The sequence below is a fragment of the Mesorhizobium sp. LNHC252B00 genome (assembly GCF_000502955.1).
Lineage (GTDB): Bacteria > Pseudomonadota > Alphaproteobacteria > Rhizobiales > Rhizobiaceae > Mesorhizobium.
Genome location: NZ_AYWO01000003.1, coordinates 281,844 through 300,602, shown reverse-complemented (window position 1 = coordinate 300,602; position 18,759 = coordinate 281,844). Strand labels below are relative to the sequence as shown.

At 62.3% G+C, this 18,759-nt stretch carries 18 protein-coding genes and 1 pseudogene; 8 read left to right on the top strand and 11 right to left on the bottom strand.

The window, feature by feature from the left end:
- The first annotated feature begins 26 nt into the window (after positions 1 to 26).
- From X744_RS163835 to X744_RS163840, 3 genes and pseudogenes are all read left to right on the top strand, one after another.
- Positions 27 to 716 (top strand): 4Fe-4S dicluster domain-containing protein, encoded by a 690-nt coding sequence (locus tag X744_RS163835; protein WP_023757742.1) that lies wholly within the window; start codon positions 27 to 29, stop codon positions 714 to 716.
- Positions 717 to 823: 107 nt separating this feature from the next.
- Positions 824 to 1,561, top strand: a pseudogene (locus X744_RS01000000169290) (dienelactone hydrolase family protein).
- Between the two features lie 308 nt (positions 1,562 to 1,869).
- Positions 1,870 to 3,048: an NAD(P)/FAD-dependent oxidoreductase gene (locus tag X744_RS163840; RefSeq protein WP_023757740.1), complete on the top strand. Its 1,179-nt coding sequence runs from the start codon at positions 1,870 to 1,872 to the stop codon at positions 3,046 to 3,048.
- Between the two features lie 27 nt (positions 3,049 to 3,075).
- On the opposite strand, the gene X744_RS163845 is transcribed toward X744_RS163840, so the two are convergent.
- From X744_RS163845 to X744_RS163870, 6 genes are read right to left on the bottom strand one after another with little or no spacing between them, the layout of a single operon-like run.
- The gene (locus X744_RS163845; protein ID WP_023757739.1) at positions 3,076 to 3,483 is read right to left on the bottom strand and encodes a DUF1801 domain-containing protein; all 408 of its coding nucleotides are present in this window, start codon (positions 3,481 to 3,483) and stop codon (positions 3,076 to 3,078) included.
- Positions 3,484 to 3,524: 41 nt separating this feature from the next.
- Positions 3,525 to 3,917 carry a VOC family protein gene (locus X744_RS163850; protein ID WP_023757738.1) on the bottom strand — a complete coding sequence of 131 codons (393 nt, stop codon included), beginning with the start codon at positions 3,915 to 3,917 and terminating at the stop codon, positions 3,525 to 3,527.
- Positions 3,914 to 4,387: a DUF1801 domain-containing protein gene (locus tag X744_RS163855; RefSeq protein WP_023757737.1), complete on the bottom strand. Its 474-nt coding sequence runs from the start codon at positions 4,385 to 4,387 to the stop codon at positions 3,914 to 3,916. The genes X744_RS163850 and X744_RS163855 overlap by 4 nt, the downstream gene beginning before the upstream one ends.
- Before the next feature lie 10 nt (positions 4,388 to 4,397).
- The gene (locus tag X744_RS163860; protein ID WP_023757736.1) at positions 4,398 to 4,613 is read right to left on the bottom strand and encodes a hypothetical protein; all 216 of its coding nucleotides are present in this window, start codon (positions 4,611 to 4,613) and stop codon (positions 4,398 to 4,400) included.
- A gap of 55 nt (positions 4,614 to 4,668) precedes the next feature.
- A complete protein-coding gene (locus X744_RS163865) occupies positions 4,669 to 5,079 on the bottom strand; it encodes an SRPBCC domain-containing protein (RefSeq protein ID WP_023757735.1) in 411 nt (136 codons plus the stop codon).
- Positions 5,076 to 5,399 (bottom strand): metalloregulator ArsR/SmtB family transcription factor, encoded by a 324-nt coding sequence (locus X744_RS163870; protein WP_023757734.1) that lies wholly within the window; start codon positions 5,397 to 5,399, stop codon positions 5,076 to 5,078. The genes X744_RS163865 and X744_RS163870 overlap by 4 nt, the downstream gene beginning before the upstream one ends.
- Positions 5,400 to 5,552: 153 nt before the next feature.
- Here X744_RS163870 and X744_RS163875 point away from each other — a divergent pair, with 153 nt between their 5' ends.
- From X744_RS163875 to X744_RS1000000174335, 3 genes are all read left to right on the top strand, one after another.
- On the top strand, positions 5,553 to 6,113 hold the full coding sequence (locus tag X744_RS163875; protein ID WP_023757733.1) for an RNA polymerase sigma factor: 561 nt from the start codon (positions 5,553 to 5,555) through the stop codon (positions 6,111 to 6,113).
- Positions 6,114 to 6,115: 2 nt separating this feature from the next.
- A complete protein-coding gene (locus tag X744_RS163880; RefSeq protein WP_023757732.1) occupies positions 6,116 to 8,302 on the top strand; it encodes a VWA domain-containing protein in 2,187 nt (728 codons plus the stop codon).
- A 361-nt stretch (positions 8,303 to 8,663) separates the two neighbouring features.
- Positions 8,664 to 8,933: a hypothetical protein gene (locus tag X744_RS1000000174335; protein WP_023757731.1), complete on the top strand. Its 270-nt coding sequence runs from the start codon at positions 8,664 to 8,666 to the stop codon at positions 8,931 to 8,933.
- Positions 8,934 to 8,946: 13 nt separating this feature from the next.
- On the opposite strand, the gene bmt is transcribed toward X744_RS1000000174335, so the two are convergent.
- Positions 8,947 to 9,969: a betaine--homocysteine S-methyltransferase gene (gene bmt / locus X744_RS163890; protein ID WP_023757730.1), complete on the bottom strand. Its 1,023-nt coding sequence runs from the start codon at positions 9,967 to 9,969 to the stop codon at positions 8,947 to 8,949.
- Positions 9,970 to 10,086: 117 nt separating this feature from the next.
- On the bottom strand, positions 10,087 to 10,944 hold the full coding sequence (locus tag X744_RS163895; protein ID WP_023757729.1) for a helix-turn-helix transcriptional regulator: 858 nt from the start codon (positions 10,942 to 10,944) through the stop codon (positions 10,087 to 10,089).
- A gap of 229 nt (positions 10,945 to 11,173) precedes the next feature.
- Between X744_RS163895 and X744_RS163900 the strand changes: the two genes are divergently transcribed.
- Positions 11,174 to 12,184: a fatty acid desaturase gene (locus tag X744_RS163900; RefSeq protein ID WP_031259663.1), complete on the top strand. Its 1,011-nt coding sequence runs from the start codon at positions 11,174 to 11,176 to the stop codon at positions 12,182 to 12,184.
- An 81-nt stretch (positions 12,185 to 12,265) separates the two neighbouring features.
- Complete coding sequence (locus X744_RS163905; protein WP_023757727.1) at positions 12,266 to 13,093, top strand: PhnD/SsuA/transferrin family substrate-binding protein; 828 nt, start codon at positions 12,266 to 12,268, stop codon at positions 13,091 to 13,093.
- On the opposite strand, the gene X744_RS163910 is transcribed toward X744_RS163905, so the two are convergent.
- From X744_RS163910 to X744_RS163920, 3 genes are all read right to left on the bottom strand, one after another.
- The gene (locus X744_RS163910) at positions 13,058 to 14,413 is read right to left on the bottom strand and encodes a Xaa-Pro peptidase family protein (RefSeq protein ID WP_023757726.1); all 1,356 of its coding nucleotides are present in this window, start codon (positions 14,411 to 14,413) and stop codon (positions 13,058 to 13,060) included. The two genes, X744_RS163905 and X744_RS163910, sit on opposite strands and share 36 nt — an antisense overlap.
- Positions 14,414 to 14,422: 9 nt before the next feature.
- The gene (locus tag X744_RS163915; protein WP_023757725.1) at positions 14,423 to 16,993 is read right to left on the bottom strand and encodes an FAD-dependent oxidoreductase; all 2,571 of its coding nucleotides are present in this window, start codon (positions 16,991 to 16,993) and stop codon (positions 14,423 to 14,425) included.
- Positions 16,994 to 17,130: 137 nt separating this feature from the next.
- Complete coding sequence (locus tag X744_RS163920; RefSeq protein ID WP_023757724.1) at positions 17,131 to 18,708, bottom strand: trimethylamine methyltransferase family protein; 1,578 nt, start codon at positions 18,706 to 18,708, stop codon at positions 17,131 to 17,133.
- Positions 18,709 to 18,759: the final 51 nt, after the last annotated feature.

Here is an 18,759-nt window from a genome sequence, read left to right as displayed (position 1 = left end):
GCTTTCTCCGATCCGGTCAAGAAGGAATGACTACGCCTGCCTGCAGCGTTGACAGCATCGCTGGGGCGTTTCTCGCCAACGGCCTCGTTCTTCGCGGCGGTTTCAATTTTGCGCCTGGCGAAGCCTCGCCAAGGGGACCATCGGGCGCGCCGGCCAGAGCTATTCTGCTGGTGGGGCAGGCGGGTGCCGCTCCCTGGCCGTATTTCATGCGTTGGCGCGAACAGCAACCACAGAAAATCGCCAATCCGCTCGACAGCTGGTCGCGCGAAGCGATCGGTGCCGTGGCGAAGACATTCGGGGCGCGCGCCGTTTCGCCTTCCGACAAGCCTTACCTGCCGTTCCAGCAATGGGCGATGCGAGCGGAGGGGCTGAAGCCTTCACCGCTCGGTATCCTCATGCATCCGCAATACGGGCTCTGGCACGCCTATCGCGGCGCGCTGCTGTTCGAGGACGAGCTTCCGGTTCGGGCCGCCGAGGCAGCGCCCCACCTTTGCGATACCTGTGTCGAAAAGCCCTGCCTAAAATCCTGTCCGGTCGCTGCTTATTCCCCGCAAGGATTCGCCTATCAGTCCTGCTTGGCGCATGTACGAGGGGCGGACGGCGAACCGTGCCGTGCCGGCGGCTGCCTCGATCGCAATGCCTGTCCCTATGCCACGGCCTATCGCTATCCCGCGGAAGTTCAAGTCTTCCACATGGCGGCATTCGCGGGGCTGTAGGCCGACACCCAATCCCGCACGATATGTTGACTACCAGGTTTAGAGAGCGCCTTGCCGTATCGGCTTGGCCGGATATGTATCGCACGACAACCGAACGGAGCCGGGCGATGACGAAACAACACCTTCACATCGAGACCAGGGATGGCGTTGCCAAGGCAGGGCTTTTCCGTTCGGCAAAGGCATCTTCGACCAAGGCCGGCGTCATTCTTTATCAGGACGCTTTCGGTCCGCGGCCGGCGCTCGTCAGCATGGCCGAGCGGCTGGCAATGAAGGTTATGCAGTGCTGGTGCCGGACCTGTTCTACCGAAATGCGCCTTACGGGCCGTTCGACGCCAAGACCGCCTTCGTCGAGGAAAACACCAAGGCAGCGCTGACGGCGCTGGTCAGTGGTACGACGCAGGAGATGACCATCCGCGACAGCGGTGCATTCCTCGACGCTCTGGCTGCTGAAGGCATCACTGGACGCATCGGCACCGTTGGCTATTTGCATGGGTGGCGGCCGGGCACTGAATGCCGCCGCGACCTATCCGGACAGGATAAGGGCCGCGGCGAGCTTCCACGGCGGCAATCTGGCCAGCGATGCCGCCGACAGCCCGCATCGCAAGGCAGCCTCCATCAAGGCGCGGGTCTATGTCGGCATGTCGGGTACCGACAGAAGTTTCCCGCCGGAACAGTCGGCACGACTGGCCGAGGCGCTCAGGGTGGCGGACGTCGACTACCTCATCGAGAACTACGTCGGCGTGGCGCATGGCTGGTGTGTGCCCGACCATAGCGCTTTCAATGCCGTAGGTGCGGAGCGCCACTGGAAGCGATTGACGGAGTTCTTCGCCGAGACGCTCGTCTAATGTCGGGATTCACTGCCAGGTCAGAAGATGACTATCTGCGCGCACCGTCATAGCGACGTGGCCTATTCCATTGATCGCACAGATCGCCCTGCGCGGAGCGCCATGCGATTACGACCGCACGACCGATGGAACGAAGAATGAGCGGCGGCGGCAGATGATTTTCACCTTGCCGCCGCTCCCAGGCAGCGCCTACTAGCTCTGCTCTTCCGCGGCTGTTCTTGCCTGTTGGCTGCCCGTCTCGTTCGCTGTATCAGGCAGCACAAATGGCGCGGCCCCGGATGAGCGGGTCGAGCGGGAACGAATAGCTGATGCAATCCTATGATGTCGTGATCATCGGCGCGGGTGCCGCCGGAATGATGTGCGCCGTGGAGACGGCCAAACGCGGCCGTTCGGTGCTGATCCTCGATCACGCGGCAATGCCTGGCGAAAAGATCCGCATCTCCGGCGGCGGCCGGTGCAATTTCACCAACATCCATGCCAGCCCGAAAAATTTTCTCTCGGGCAATCCACATTTCTGCATTTCGGCGCTCAGCCGCTACACACAGCGCGATTTCATCGCGCTCGTCCAACGCCACCGCATTGCCTACCACGAGAAGACGCTTGGGCAGTTGTTCTGCGACGGCTCCGCACGCCAGATCATCGACATGCTGGTCTCGGAAATGCAGGGCAGGGGCGTGGAGCTGGCACTGTCGACCAAGGTTGAGGATGTCCGCAAAACCGCCGAGGGGTTTATGCTCACCCTCTCCACGGGCACGGTCACTTGCCAGTCCGTTGTTGTGGCCTGTGGCGGCAAGTCGATCCCCAAGATGGGGGCGACCGGTTTCGGCTATGAGCTTGCGGAACGGTTTGGCCTTGCTGTTGTCGAAACGCGGCCGGCGCTGGTACCGCTGACCTTCGACGCCAACACGCTCGAGCGGTTGGCGCCCCTGGCTGGCAACGCCGTCGACGCGGAAGTCGCCTGCGGCAGCACGCGGTTCGCTGAAGCGATGCTGTTCACGCATCGCGGCGTCAGCGGACCGTCCATCCTGCAGATATCGTCCTATTGGCGCGAGGGCGATGAAATCCGCGTCGCCATGCTGCCGGGGATGGATGTGGCGGACCTCATTCGCGCCGCCAAGCACGGCAATGGACGGCAAGCGGTGCAGACAGTGCTGGCAAATCATCTGCCGAAGCGGCTTGCACAATCGATCGCTGAGCGAACCGGGCTCGACGGTAACCTCGCCGATCTTTCTGACGCCCAGATCAAAACCGTCGCCGCCGCGGTCAATGAATGGCGCATCAAGCCGGCCGGTTCAGAAGGCTACCGCACCGCCGAAGTGACGCTGGGCGGGGTCGACACCAACGGACTCGACCAGAAGACGATGCAGGCGAAATCCGTGCCGGGCCTGTTCTTCATCGGCGAAGTCGTCGATGTCACGGGTTGGCTGGGCGGCTATAATTTCCAATGGGCATGGTCGTCGGGCTGGGTGGCGGGGCAGGCAGCTTAGCGCCGATCCACGACGGGCTTGGTAGTTTTACTTCTGTGGCTTTGCTCCAGTAACCACCGGCGCCTTCTTCTTCTTTTTGGCCTGATTGTAGTCGATAGCGGCACGGACGAGCTCTTTCAGGGCATCCTCATCGAGCTTATCGCCCTCAAAGATGTCGATTGCCCGCCACACCTTGCCGCCAAAACCGTTGTTGAACAGCTTGTCTGGATCGGGCAGGCTGGCGCCATGGGAAAAGGTGAGCTTCACCTTGTCCTTGTGCGCGTTGCCGACCACGATGTTTCCGTCGAGGCACCATACCGGGCTGCCCATCCACTTCCATTCCTCGACGATGTCCGGGTTGGCTGCAAGGATGGTCTTGCGGATGCCGGCGAGCGTCTCGCCGCGCCAGTCAGTGAGGCCGGCGATCAGCTGGTCGATCTGTTCGGATGGGCTCATTGTGTGCCTTCCTGCGCTTTGACGCGTTTTCAATTGCCGCCTTACCAGCGCGCCAGCTGGGTGATCTGAACGAGGTTACCACAGCCGTCGTTCAGCTGGGCGATCGTTGAACCCGTGACCTCGGTCGGCGCCATCGTGAATGCTGCGCCCTTCGCCTTGATGCGCTCATGGTCGCCCTTGACGTCGTCGGTGAAGAACATAACCGCGGGCTGGCTCTGTTTGAAGATGGCTTCCTGATAGGCCTTGGCGGCCGGGTTGTCATTGAGCGCGAGCTGCAGCTCGGTCCCGTCGGGTTCTTCGGCAGATGCAACGGTCAGCCAGCGATAGGGCCCATTGCTGAAATCGGCTTTCTTGATAAAGCCGAGCACGTCGGTATAGAAGCGCAGTGCATTTTCCTGGTTGTCCACGTAGACGCTGGTCAGCTTGATCTTCATCGCTCTTTCTCCTCTGTCGTATTCGGTCGCTGCGGGATCCAGCCGGGCAGGGCCGCGGCTTGTTTCACCCAGTCCGCCATCCGCGCCTCGTCGAACTGGTCTTCGCGGATGTCGATCCAGCGCACATCCTTGCTCTTTGCCGTGCCGCCGGGCGGGATCGGCCGCAATGACGTGCCGCTGAAGAAGGTCACCTTCACGTAATGGGTGAAGACATGGAACGACACGAACCAGCCCTGGCCCTCGATGCCGTAGAATGGCGAGTTCCATCGCACGGCCTTGCGCACGTCAGGCACGTTGCGCTGGATGAGTGCGTCGAGGCGCTCGCCTAGGCCGCGCTTCCAGCCCGGCATTGCGGCGATGTATGCCTGCACCGGGGCGTCGCCGTCGCCTTTGGCTATCTGCGGGTTGCCGCCCGACAGCAGGACCGGTGCGGCGCTGGCCTTGGTCGATTGTCCCGGCGTCTTGGCCATTCTGCCACTCCTATCCGCCCGCATGCTGCGCGCGGTTGGCGGCATAGGGCAGCACGAACATGTACAGACCGCTGAACAGCAGCAGGAAGAGCGGCAACAGTGGTGAGTAGACCACCCAAGCGGGAGGCTGCCCGAATGCCATGGTGACGAAGTTGGCGATGACGGTCAGCGTAAAGATGATCGACAGCCAGCGATGAATTTGCCGGATCCATTTGTTCCAGTCCAATGAGACCTCCCGTCAGGCGAGCCGAAGCGGACCAGCGATCCGCTTGCCGACAGTTTCAATCCAGCCGCGCCAGCACATCCTCCAGGGCAGTGAGGAACCTTTGCCAGCCTACCGTGGCGCCGCGGAAGTAAGGCTGCTGATCCGACCGGAAGCCCGTCTGCTCCATGCGCAGATGGGTCCCCTTGCTCGTAGCGGTAAGCGTCCAGGTGACCACGCTCTCGAGATCCTTGGTATCCCAGGTGTAGGATAGCGTCTTATTGGGCTCGACTGTCTGGACCTGACAGGTGACGCCGCCCCAGTCGGCGCTGAGATTGAACCGGTGGTCCACGACTGGCTTGAAGTTGTTCTTCATCAGCCACTCCTCGATCAGATGCGGTTGGGTGAGCGCGCGCCAGATCTTTTCCGCCGGATAAGGTATCTCGCGTTCGACGACGACGGAGCGCGTTTCGGTTGCAGTGTTGGTCATTGGTCCATTCTTTTGAGCAAATTTTCGAGGTCGTCGAACCGGCTCTGCCAGAACGCGTTCATCTGGTTCGTCCAATCGGTCAGTGGGGAAAGCGCTGCGAGCTGGGCGCTATAGTGGGTCTGCCGTCCCTCATGGCGATCGCGCACCAGCCCGGCCTGCCTGAGCAGACCGAGATGTTTCGACACCGCCGGCTGTGACACGCCGGATTGAGCCGTCAACGCCCCCACCGTCTGTTCACCCTCGCGGCACAGGCGCTCGAAGATCGCCCGACGCGTCGGATCGGAGAGCGTCCTGAAGAGGACATCATGAGCGTTGGTCATTGGATTGATAACTCACCAGCTATTGATTTGACGTATAACCGCCGAGATATAGATGTGTCAAGCGGGCGTTGATGGTCACGATCCGGCTGTTTCCAAAAAAATCTTTCCATTGCCCAAAGGAATCGCCATTAGCCTTCGTCCAACAGGCAAATGATGGCGATGATGCTGGATGAAAGCGAAGCCTCCGACGCCGAACTGATAGGGCGTGCGAAGGGCGGAGACAGGGGGGCCTTCGGCACATTGCTGGAAAGGCACTATGACTTCGTCTATCGCGCCGCCTATCGCTGGTGCGGCAAGAAGGCGGACGCCGAAGACATCGCCCAGGAAGTCTGCGTGCGGTTGGGCAAGGCGATCCGCGATTATCGCGGCGGCGGCGCCTTCACGACATGGCTCTATTCCGTGACGATGAACGCCGCGCGAGACATGATGCGCAAGACCGCGCGCGAGACTATCAAGACCGAGGCCTATGGCATCCATGCGCTGATCGCGGGCGAGGCTTCGGCGGAACCGGAAGACCCGGCCGATGCGCTTTGGGCAGCGGTGCGGCAATTGCCGGACAAGCAACGCGACGCGGTGCTGCTGGTCTATGGCGAAGGATTGAGCCACGCGGCCGCCGCCGAGGCGATGGCGATCTCGGAGACGACGGTTTCCTGGCACATCCATGAAGCGAAGAAACGGCTGAAGACGCTGATGCGCACGGCCGGGGAAGTGTGACCATGGTCGACGACAACGAACTCAAGAGACTGCGCGATATCGCGGCGCCGGCGCCGGGCGGGAGCGCGAAGGCCCGTGCCTTCGAAGCTGCTCTGCGCGCATACGATCAGGAAAATATTTCTGCTGTCACCCAAGGAACGGTTGGCGGGCTTCGTCTCACAGAGCGAGCACAAAAGCTCTGGAGCGAGATCATGCAAAAGAAACTCATCGCCACACCGGCCCTTGCAGGGCTCGTCGCCCTGCCGATCGCCGGATACGCCACCTTCCATCTGCTGAGGGAACAGCCGCCTAAGTTCGGCGGCGACGAGAAGATCAGCGAGACACTGGCCGACAAGCCGGCGATCGTGAAGCCGTTGGCCGAGCCGAAGCCGGCTCGCACCGAGTTGGAGAAAGACAAGAAGACCGACGCCGATGTGGAAAGCCGCGACGCCACCGATGCGCTCGTGGCGCCGACCTCGCCGCCGAAATCCGAATCGACCGTTACCGGCGGTGCGACACAGCAGGAATCGGCGACGGGCGCTCCCCGCCAGGACGCCGCTAACGCTGGAAAGATGAACATTGCACCTCCGGCGCCAGCCCCGACGGGCGAGTTCGCACTGGATAGCCGAGCCGCGCCGTCTGGCAGAGTGGTGACGGGCCTTATGCCATCTCCAAATGCCGATGGCACGTCGCGTGCCGCCCGTATCCAGGCCGAATCCAAGCTGGTGGCGCCGCAGCAACCCGCCACCATGCCGGCCGACCAGCTGGCGCCACAGGAAGAGAACCGCGACCGCATCGAGGATTTCAAGACCAATCCGGTGCATGCCGCGCTCGAGGATCCGGTCTCGACCTTCTCGATCGACGTCGACACAGCCTCCTATTCCTTCGTGCGCAGCTCGCTGAAGCAGGGCACCCTGCCGCAGGCCGATACGGTGCGCGTCGAGGAGATGATCAACTACTTCCCGTATGACTGGAAGGGACCGGAGTCTGCGTCGACGCCGTTCAACGCGACCGTCAGCGTGATGCCGACGCCGTGGAACACACACACCAGGCTGATGCATGTCGCCATCAAGGGGTTTGACGTCAAGCCGACCGAGCAGCCGAAGGCCAATCTGGTCTTCCTGATCGATGTCTCGGGCTCGATGGACGAGCCGGACAAGCTGCCGCTGCTCAAGTCGGCTTTCCAGCTGCTGGTCAGCAAGCTGAAGGCTGACGATACCATCTCAATCGTCACCTATGCCGGTGATGCGGGCACAGTCCTGGAGCCGACCAAGGCGTCCGAAAAGGACAAGATACTCAGTGCCATCGACAATTTGACGCCCGGTGGTAGCACGGCCGGCGAGGCGGGCATCAAGGAAGCTTACAGGCTGGCGCAAAAATCCTTCGTCAAGGATGGCGTCAACCGGGTGATGTTGGCCACCGACGGCGACTTCAATGTCGGCCAGAGCGACGACGATGATCTGAAGCGGCTGATCGAGAGCGAGCGCAAGACCGGTGTCTTCCTGTCGGTGTTCGGTTTCGGCCGCGGCAATCTGAACGACCAGATGATGCAGACCATCGCCCAGAACGGCAACGGCACCGCCGCCTATATCGACACACTGGCCGAGGCCGAGAAAGTGCTGGTCGAGGATGCCTCCTCGACGCTGTTCACCATCGCCAAGGATGTGAAGATCCAGGTCGAGTTCAACCCGAACAAGGTCTCGGAATATCGCCTGATCGGCTATGAGACCCGGGCGTTGAACCGCGAGGATTTCAACAATGACCGCGTGGATGCCGGCGATATCGGTTCGGGCCATTCCGTCACCGCGATCTACGAGATCACGCCGAATGGCAGCGGTGGCGAGCAGATCGATCCGCTGCGCTATGGCCAGGCGTCAGTGGACAATGGCGGCGTTGCCAATGCGGACGAATATGCCTTCGTCAAGATACGCTACAAGCTGCCCAATGAAGACGTCTCGAAGCTGATCACCACGCCGGTGACCTCGGCCAACGAGATTTCGTCCTTCGACCAGGCCAGCACCGACCAGCGCTTCTCTGTCGCCGTTGCCGCCTTCGGCCAGAAGCTGCGCGACGAGGATGCGACCGCGAAGTTCGGTTACGACAAGATCATGGAGATCGCCACTGCCGCTCGAGGAGCCGACCCGTTTGGGTACAGGTCCGAGTTCCTCTCGCTTGTGCGCCTTGCCTCGGCGCTGGGCGGTAACCGGTAGCGGTGATAACGGCCGGTTTCTTCAGACGGGATCGTTCCGACAGGGGAACCGACCAACGGGCGGGTGAGGCAGGCCGGTGAGGGGTTATTCCCTTGCCGGCCTTTTTTCGGATCTATTGATATTCAGGTGAGACCGGCCTGCAAATGGAGGTTCTCTGCGCTTCCGGTGCTCGCGTACTTTAAGTACGCTCCACTCCGGTTCTCGAAAACCACCATTTTCGGCTCGGTCTGACCTGAATCTCAACAGATCCGAAGCGCGGCGTTAACCTGCATGATCGTTAAATTGCTCGGCATTTCCGGTACCGGATCGCAACCTCCTCCTTGCTACACGGGATAGGTCTACGGGGCTTGAGGAGGCGAAATTGCAGATCAGGACTATCGCCAACTCGATGCCGCCGGCACGAGACGCTTCGGCGGTTCCATCTGCCCCGTCATCCGAATCCAGGCGCATCGGCGACGATGTCGCGCAGGCGCGCCACACCGCCATGTCGGCGCTGAACAACGACCGCTTCCGCATCATGCTGGAGCAGATCACTGATCCGACTTCATCCGGCGCGCTGATGACGATGCGCAGCGACAGTTTGGTCGATTTCAAGTCGGCGCAGTCGAGCTACGCCGACAACAGCGAGTAAAAGACCCACAGGATCAGGCGCGGCTGCGGCGGCGCTCGCGGCGGGCTTCACTGGTCTCGGCGGTGTTTTCCGTCGCCACCTTGTTGCGCATCGGACCGATGCGCTCGACGATCTTTTCGACGGTCGGACGATCCGCCTTGGTGTGGGCGTCGAGCGCCTTGCGCATCGCGGCAAGGTGCTGGAACGAGGTGCCGCAGCAGCCGCCTATGATTTTGGCGCCGCCATCGACGGCGAGCCTGACATAATCGGCCATCAGTTCGGGCGTGCCGGAATAATGGATTTCGGTGCCGCGGAATTCAGGAATACCGCAATTGCCCTTGACGATCACCGTCGCCTCCGGCTTCGCCTCGGTCATGTCGAGCAGCGAGGCCAGGATATCGGATGCTCCGACACCGCAATTGGCACCAACGCCGAGCGGCGCCTGCGACAACCCATCGGTGACGCCGTGGATATCCCTAGGCAGCAGACCCATCATAGTGCGGCCGGCGGTGTCGAAGGAGCCGGTGTAAGTGTAGGGCAGGCCGACGCGGATGGCAGCCTCGGCAGCGGCGCGGATCTCGTCGGGAGCCGACATCGTCTCGATCCAGGCAACTTCGGCGCCGCCGGCCTTGAGGCCCTCGATCTGCTCGGCGAAGGCGTCGACCGCCTCGTCATAGGTCATGGCGCCAAGCGGTACCAGCAATTCGCCGGTCGGGCCGACCGAGCCGGCGACGATCACCTTGCGACCGGCCTTGTCGGCGACGGCGCGCGCAAGTTCGGCCGCGCGCTTGTTCAGCGCATGCGCGCGGTCCTGCGCATGGTGCAGCTTCAAGCGATGACGAGTGCCGCCGAAAGAGTTGGTCAGGATGATGTCGGCGCCGGCATCGACGAAATTCTGGTGCAGGCTTGTGATGGTGTCGGGCGCCGTCTCGTTCAGCAGTTCGGGCGCCTCGCCGGCCTCGAGCCCCATGGCGAACAGATTGGTGCCGGTGGCGCCATCGGCGAGCAGCACACCCTTTTCAGCCAACAGCGCATCGATCGGGTTGGTGGTCGTCATCGGATTGGCTCTCATGTTTCGAATTCGAATAAGGATATAAAGAAGTCTTTATGTGCAGTCAATGAAATAGCAGTGACGGCAGGATCCAGTCCGCCCATGGAATCATAATCCCGAGGCTCAGACAGTGCCTGATGGGAACGACATGCCGGCCAGTCTGTGCGCGAAGCCTGCCGCCTCGTGCGCGTTGATGTCGGCGGCGCGGATCAGATTGTCGAAATGCTGGATCAGCGTCTGGATCGGCTGCGTGGCGTTGAGCACCAGATACATGTCGCCGACATAGATGGCGGCGCGATAGGGCCCGAAGATTGTGTAGGGGATCGAATAGCGCATCCGCCCGTCATAGAGAAACAGCCGGAATGCCGGATAGAGATCGTCGAGCAGGGTCGCCATGTGCAGCAGCTGGGCGCGCCGATCGGCTTCCGGGAAACGATCCCAGACGCCCAGCCCGCGCGCGAATATCTCCAGCGTATGGCGCGGCATGCAGACTTCCATGTCGGTTTCCGGCCGCCTGTTATAGTCGATGCGGTATTGCGTTTCGCCGGCCTGCGCCAGGCGGCTCTTGTTGGTGATGCCCGCTTCGTACTCGACCAGCGCTTCGGTGCGCAGGAGATCGGGAATGCCGGCCGGCACGTAGCGGATCTTGGTGCCGGCGGCCTCGGCATGCCATTTGGCCAGCAGCGTGCGATCGAAGCCATCGGGTGCCTCCTCGATCTCGAGGCTCTCGCGGATTTCGCCGGTGAGGCCCTCGTCCTGGCTGAGGCCGAGAAGCCAGTCGAGCGACACTTTGAACTCGGCAGCGATGTTGAGCAGCGTCTCGGCGCGAGGCAGGCGGGTCGAGGCGCCTGACAGCAACTGCGACAGCGCCGAGCGATCGATGCCGACCGCAGTCGCGAAAGCCGACTGATTGAGGTCGGAGCGTGTCAAGAGCATTTTCAGGCGTTCGCGAAAGATGGTCGACAGATCACGCTTGTCCATATCGGTGCTCCGGTCCGATTGAGGAAAAATTTGCGCCGAAGCGTCTTCGAGCGCTCCCTAGGCGTAAATGAATCCCTAAGTCTGTTTACAATGTATAACATGTGCGGTCAAAAATGCGCAATCGCAACAGCTTGTGCACTTTGTCGCGTTGAGTGGAATCATTTCTCCTGACACAATGCTGTCAGGAACCAGTTGGGGTTCCGGCGACTGAGGGGCAGTGGTCGATAGCATGACGGGCAAGAGCATCAGGCGACAAAGCATACCGGCTATCGAATGGCCGACAGTGGCTCTCGCTTTCTTCTGTTACGCAACATGGCTAGCCGCCGGTTTCCTGCTCTGGCCATCATACCCCATCCCCGCGCTCGCCGTCCTCGCCTTCACCGCCGCACTCCAATCCTCGATCATGCACGAAGTGCTGCACGGTCATCCGACGCGCAATGCGCGGGTCAACGAAGCCTTCGTCTTCCTGCCGATCGGCCTGGTCTGGCCGTTCCGACGCTTCAAGACCATACATCTGCGCCACCACGCCGACGAGCGGCTGACTGACCCGTTGGACGATCCGGAAAGCTATTATCAGGCGCTGTGGCAGCATGAAGAGCTGCCGCCGACGATGAAGTTTCTCCTCAGGATCAACAACACCATGACCGGCCGTCTGGTGCTCGGCCCCTGGCTGTCATGCATCGGTTTTTTCATCGACGACACCAGGCAAATGATCGCCGGCGAGAAGGTGGTCCGCAGAGCTTGGCTGCTGCACGCGATCGGGCTTGCCATCGTGGTGCCGATCGTCCAGTTCGGCTTCGGCATTCCGCTGTGGCTTTACATTCTCGTGCCGGTCTGGCTCGGCCAGTCGCTGATTTCGATCCGTACGTTTGCCGAGCATCAATGGTCGGAACACCCGGAGGGCCGCACGGTGATCGTCGAGCGCTCGCCGCTGTCGTTCCTGTTCCTCAACAACAATCTGCATTTCATCCACCACAAGAGCCCGACAGTAGCCTGGTACCAGCTTCCAAAGCTGTTTCGCGACCGTCGCGACGAGTGGCTGCGGATGAACAATGGCTATGCCTATCCAAACTATTTCGCGCTGATCAAGGCCTATGCCTTCAAGGCGAAGGAGCCGGTCGTGCACCCGGTACTGCGGCGCCAAGCGGAGCCCGGCAGGGCGTTCAAGCCGCGCGTAAGGGCGCGCAGCATCAGCGGGCTTGGCAGCGCGCCGGTTCCCGCCGAGCCGCCCAAGGAATGAGTTTTGCGGCAGGCAGGTGCTGCCTGATTGACTGGCTGGGATCGGTTCCCTTCAGTCCAGACATAGTGGTCAGATTCGGTCATGAGTGAATTGGTTGCGGCGTTGCCGATGTATGATTGGCCTGAAGTGCGCGCCCAGATCGACGCTCAATGGGCGGGATTGCGCGATGCATTCCGGCAAAAGGCCATCGACGCGCCGGAAACCATCGTGCGCCGCAATGGTGACCTGCCGCCGATGCCGGGCGGGATTCACGATGCCCAGGGAGCACTGATCGCGTCCGACCCGGCGACATTGCCGCCGGACGAACTCGATTTTCACAGACTGTGGCTGCACCCGGCGCTGCTGTTCGCGCAGACCTGCTGGGGGCCGATGGAGCTTGGCCTGTCCAGGCATGTGCAGGTGATCGGCCAGCCGAGCTACGACGGCTATGAAGGCGGGCAGGGCGAGCTCTACTCCAGCGCCATCGTCATGCTGGCGGATGGCGCGCCATCGGTTGCCTCGCCAGCTGACGGCGGCCCGCTGATCCCGCTCGATCGCATCCGCGGCAAGCGCTTCACCTTCAACAATCTCGATTCCATGTCCGGCCTGATCGGACTGACGCGCGACCTGGAGGCGATGGGCGAGAGCCTTGACCTCTTTGCCTCGCGCAGCAAAAGCGGCGGGCACCGTTCCTCGATCGTCGCAATTGCAGAGGGCAAGGCCGATGTCGCGGCCATCGACTGCGAGAGCTGGGTGCTGGCGCAGCGCTTCGAGCCAGCAGCTCGGAAAGTAAGGGTCGTTGGTTGGACGGGACGGCGCAAGGGCCTGCCTTACATCACCGCCGCAACGACACCGGAAAAGACGGTAACCTCACTGCGCGAGGCGCTTGCCGGCCTACCCGAGCAACCGCTGGTCAAGCGGATAGGTTGAAAGCTGCTCGTTGCCGGTCTCAGTGATGAGGATCTGCTCCTCGATCTTCACGCCTTCGCGCCCGCCAAGCCTGCCGATATAGCTTTCGGCGCACAGCACCATTCCCGGTTCCAGCGCGCCATCCGGCGTATCCGACGTCCAGTCGCCGGCATGCGGCAAGGTCGGGTATTCGTCGGCCAGACCGACCCCGTGATAGAGCACGCCGTAACGAGCCGGGTAGCTGTCTCCCGGTGGCACCGCCGAGTGCTCGACGAGGTCGCGGAACGACATGCCGGGCTGCAACAATCGCGTGTTGTGCTCAATCTGGCCGGCGGCGATGCGAAACAGCTCGCGCTGCTCGTCGGACGGCTTTGCATCGCCGCACAGCCATGTGCGCGATAGGTCAGCGCAAAAGCCGTAGGGACCGATCAGGTCGGTGTCGAAGGCGACGAGATCGCCTGATACAATTTTGCGTGACGAGCATTCCTGGAACCACGGATTGGTGCGCGGGCCTGACGTCAGCAGCCGCGTCTCGATCCATTCGCCGCCGCGGGCGATGTTGCCGCGATGCAGTTCGGCCCATAGCTCATTCTCGGAAATCCCTGGCTTCAGAGCCTGTTCCATCTCCCCCATCGCCGCCTCGCAGGCTGCGATAGCGCGGCGCATGGCAAGGATTTCGTCCGGCGACTTGATCAGCCGCGCATTCTCCATCACCGCCTCGCCATTGCCGATCGAAACGCCAAGGCGCGCCAGTTCCTCGACGCCTTCAGGGTTGATGTGGTCGACTGCGATGCGGCTGTTGGCGCCGCCATGTTCCCGAACCAGATCGGCGATGCCGGCGGCCCAGCGGCGGACCTTTTGCTCCGTAAGCTCGCCGCTATAGAGGTACATCCACGACACAGCGGGGCGAACCTCGTCAACGATGCCGGAATGGTCGGAGAGGTGTTCGCAGGAGAAATAGTCGAACAGCACCACCGGTCCGTCGGTGGCAACGAAGCAATGCCGCGTCGGATTGTGCGCCACCCACGACTGCATGTTGGTGGAGTCCGTCGCGTAGCGGATGTTGACGGGGTCGTAGAGCAGGGCGCCGGCATAGCCGCGGCGCCTCAACTCGGCGCGGATACGCTCCAGCCGGTATTGACGCATCGCAGGCAGATCGGGAGCGGCAATGCCTGCCGCGGCCCATTCAGCCTCCGCCTGCGCGCCATAGCCCAGCACATGCTGGTTGAGCGCCGCCGCCTTCTGCCGGGAGGCGTCGCGCAGCGCCTCGATCGAGCCCGGCTCGAACGGCATGATCTTGCGATGCCGGCCAAAGCTGCCCTTTGGCCCCGCGCTGTCCATGATCGAACCTCAGGTCCGCATCTTTTCGCCGCTCGGATCGAAGGGTGCTGCGACATTGATGCGGGCCGGGCGCCGATGTCCGAGGATTTCGATTTCGAACAGGCCCGCGCTTTCGTCCTCGGCAAGAGCCGCCGGCACGTAGCCCTGCGCCATCGACTTCCTGACATAGTGGGCATAGCCGCCCGACGTGACCCAGCCGACCACGCGCCAGTCGCCGTCGACGATGCCGCGCACGGCCGAAGCGCCTTCGGCCGCCTTGGAGCCGCGTATCTCCTTACCGCCCGTGTCGAAGCGCGGCGCGCCATAGCCATGCGGCTTCTCAACCGTGCCGTAATCCTTGCTGACCCTGGCCCAGATCGGCTCGTCGCCCATGACATCGGCATCCGCGGCATCGACGATGAAGGAAACGCGGCGCAGTTTCGGCCCCTCGGCGTGTTCCTTGGCGGCAGCCTCGCGGCCGATGAAATCGTTCTTCTCCAGCTTGATGAAGCGGTCCATCGCCCCTTCGAACGGTCCGTAGATCGGCCGCAGCTCGCGGAACCAGGTCGGAAAGTTCTTTTCAAGACGCATCGACAGCAGAGCCCGCATGCCGAAATCGACGAGGCCGAATTCCTCGCCGGCATCCTTGATCTGATGATAGACGAGGCGTTGGTAGGTTGGCGCCATCCAGATCTCATATCCGAGATCGCCGGTGTAGGTGATGCGGTTGACCAGGCACGGCGCGCCGCCGACCGCCATCTCGCGGAAATCCATGAAGCGGAAGGATTTGGTCGAGATGTCGATATCGACCAGCTTCTGTAGCAAATCCCGCGATTTCGGTCCGGCGATCGACAGGCCGACCAGCGTCTGGTCGAAGCGGTGGATGCGCACCGAACCGTCCTTCGGCAAATGCTTCTCGAACCAGCGCATGTGGTATTTCTGCGCCGCCGATGAGCCCCAGATCATGAAGCGGTCTTCAGCGGCCTTGGCGATGGTGAAGTCGCCGATCAGCTTGCCGAATTCGTTGAGCATCGGCGACAGCACGATGCGGCCGGTCTTCGGCATGCGGTTGGTCATCAGCCGGTTGAGGAAGTCCTCCGCCGCCGGTCCCGACACTTCGTATTTGGCGAAGTTGGCGATCTCGGTGACGCCGACACGCTCACGCGTGGCGCGCACTTCCTCGCCGATCGGCCCAAAATCGTTGGAGCGATGGAAGGAGACGATATCCCTGGGCTCCTGGCCTTTCGGTGCGAACCAGAGCGGTGTCTCGAGACCCCAGGAGTCACCCATGACGGCGTTGTTGGCCAGCATGGTGTCGTAGAGCGGCGTTGTCTGCGCCGGGCGTGCGGCCGGGAGTTCTTCATTGGGGAAGCGGATGGAGAAGCGGCGCGAATAATTTTCGCGCACCTTGGCGTTGGTGTAGCGCAGCCCGGCCCATTCGCCGAAGCGGGTGACATCCATGCCCCATACGTCGAAGCCGGGATCGCCATGAACCATCCAGTTCGACAGCGCCAAGCCGACGCCGCCCCCCTGGCTGAAACCGGCCATGACGGCGCAGGCGCACCAGAAATTGGTCAGGCCCTGCACTGGGCCGACCAGCGGGTTGCCGTCCAGCGCGAAGGTGAAGGGGCCGTTGATGATCTGCTTGATGCCGGCCTTCTCGATGCCGGGGAAATGCTTGAAGCCGATTTCCAGCGACGGCGCGATGCGGTCGAGGTCGGGCGGCAGCAATTCGTGGCCGAAATCCCACGGCGTGTTGACCGGCGACCACGGCTTGCAGGCCTTCTCATAGGTGCCGAGCAGGATACCGTTGCGCTCCTGGCGCGTGTAGATCTCGCCCTTGAAGTCGAGCACGCCGATCATCTCGCGGCCGGTCGATTTGTTGAATTCCTCGACCTCCGGCATCGGCTCGGTCAGGAGATACATGTGCTCCATGGCCAGCACGGGCAGTTCGACGCCGACCATGCGGCCGATCTCGCGCGCCCACAGGCCGCCGCAATTGACGACATGCTCGGCCTTCACCGTGCCCTGTTCGGTGACGACATTCCAGGTGCCGTCGACCTCCTGCGTCAGTTCGACGACGCGGTTGCGCAGCACGATCTCGGCGCCGAGTTTCTTGGCCGCCTTGGAATAGGCGATCGTCGTGCCGGACGGATCGAGATGGCCTTCGACCGGATCCCACATGGCGCCAACGAAATTGGTTTCGTCCATCAGCGGAAACATCGCCTTGGCTTCGGACGGGGTGATCAGTTCGGTGTCCATGCCGAGATAGCGGCCCTTGGCGTGGGCAAGGCGGAGGAAGTCCATGCGTTCGGGCGTATCGGCCAACATCACGCCACCGGTCAGATGCAGCGAGCAGGATTGGCCGGATATTTCCTCGATCTCCTTGTAGAGTTGCACCGTGTAGGCCTGCAGCTTGGCGACATTGGGGTCGCCGTTCAGCGTATGGAAGCCACCGGCCGCGTGCCAGGACGAGCCGGAGGTAAGCTCCGAGCGCTCGATCAGCATGATGTCGGTCCAGCCGGCCTTGGCCAGATGGTAGAGAACCGAGCAGCCCACGACGCCGCCGCCGATCACAACCGCTTTTACATGAGATTTCATCTAGATAGGTCCGTTTTTGAAGGGAATGAATCGATTGAGAGCGGCGTGCGCCCTTCCTCTACCCCGTCGATCGGGGGAGAGGTGTCGAGCGCAGCTCGACGGAGTGGGGGTCGACTGTTCATCAACAACACAGATGATCAAAAATCGGTCGGGGCGCCGCCCTCGGACCGGCGCTTGGCGACGAAGGCGTTGAGTTCCTCGCGGATGGCCGGGTCCATGTAGGGCTCTTCGTAGGACGTGAGCCGTTCCTTCCAGACCTTGTTGGCCTTTTCGAGTGCCGTCGGCGAGCCGGCTTCCGCCCAGGTCTCGTAATTGCGCCAGTCGGACAGGATCGGCGAGTAGAACGCGGTCTTGTAGCGGTCCTGCGTGTGCTGGGTGCCGAAGAAATGGCCGCCGGGACCGACCGACTGGATCGCGTCGAAGCCAAGCGCCTCGTCGGAAAGGTCGAGCGGGGTCAGGAATTCAGCCACCATCTGCAGCAGGTCTATGTCGAGAATGGTCTTCTCGTAGGAGCAGCGCAGGCCGCCCTCGAGCCAGCCTGCGGCATGCATCATCAGATTGCCGCCGCCCTGGATGGCACCCCACAGCGAGAACACGCTTTCATAAGCCGCCTGGGCGTCGACCGTGTTGGCGGCGCAGGTGTTGGAGGTGCGGTAGGGGATGTTGTAGCGGCGGGCAAGCTGGCCGCCGACGAGCTGCGCCTTCATGTATTCCGGCGTGCCGAAGGCCGGCGAGCCGGACTTCATGTCGACATTGGAGGTGAAGCCGCCGTAGCCGACCGGCGCGCCCTTGCGCACCATCTGGGCGAAGGCGATGCCGGACAGTGCTTCGGCGTTCTGCTGCACCAGCGCGCCGGCGATGGTGACCGGCGCCATGGCACCCGACAGGGTAAACGGCGTCACGACGACGACCTGGCCCTTGCTCGACATCTGGATGATGCCTTCCATCATCGGCACATCGAGCTTGAGCGGCGAATTGGTGTTGATGATGGTGAAGACGGACGGCTCTTCGAGCAGCTGCTCGTGGCTGATGCCGCGCGCGATCCTTGCGATCTCGATGCCGTCCACATTGCGCTCCTTGCCGAGCGAATAGATGTGGAACACCTTGTCAGTGAGCACGCTGAGATCGCGGATGCATTCGAGGTGGCGCACGGACGGATGGATATCCGTCGGCTCGACCGGATAGCCACCCGTGCAGTTCAGGATGTTGTGCATCTGTGCGAGTTTTAGAAAGTTGCGATAGTCCTGCTGATTGCCGGGCCGGCGGCCATGATCGAGGTCGGAGCAATTGGGCGCCGACGCCATCATCGAGATGATCACATTGTTGCCGCCGAAGCGCACATTGTGCGCCGGATTGCGGGCATGGATGGTGAATTCCGACGGGCAGTGCGACACCAGATCCAGGATCATGTCGCTGTCGAAGCGCACGCGCTCGCTGCCGTCGCGCACGTCGGCGCCATGTGCCTTCATGATGCGGCGGGCTTCGTCATGCAGAACGTCGACGCCGATTTCCCGCAGCACGCGCAACGAAGCGAGGTGGATCGACTCCAGCTCGTCGTCGGAGACCAGCCTGGTCGGCGCCAGCGGGTTTTTCAGTTGGCGGAAAGCCGGCTGCTCGAACGCGGCCGAGCCGCCGGCGCGCTTTCCGGCGCGGCCGCCGCGGCGGGCACGATCGGTGGCCAATGCCGGTTCTGCTGGTTGTAGGGCGGCGGTCATGGTGGTCCTCGTACGATGCGATAGCGGGCGGCATAATGGACCGGCGGCTGT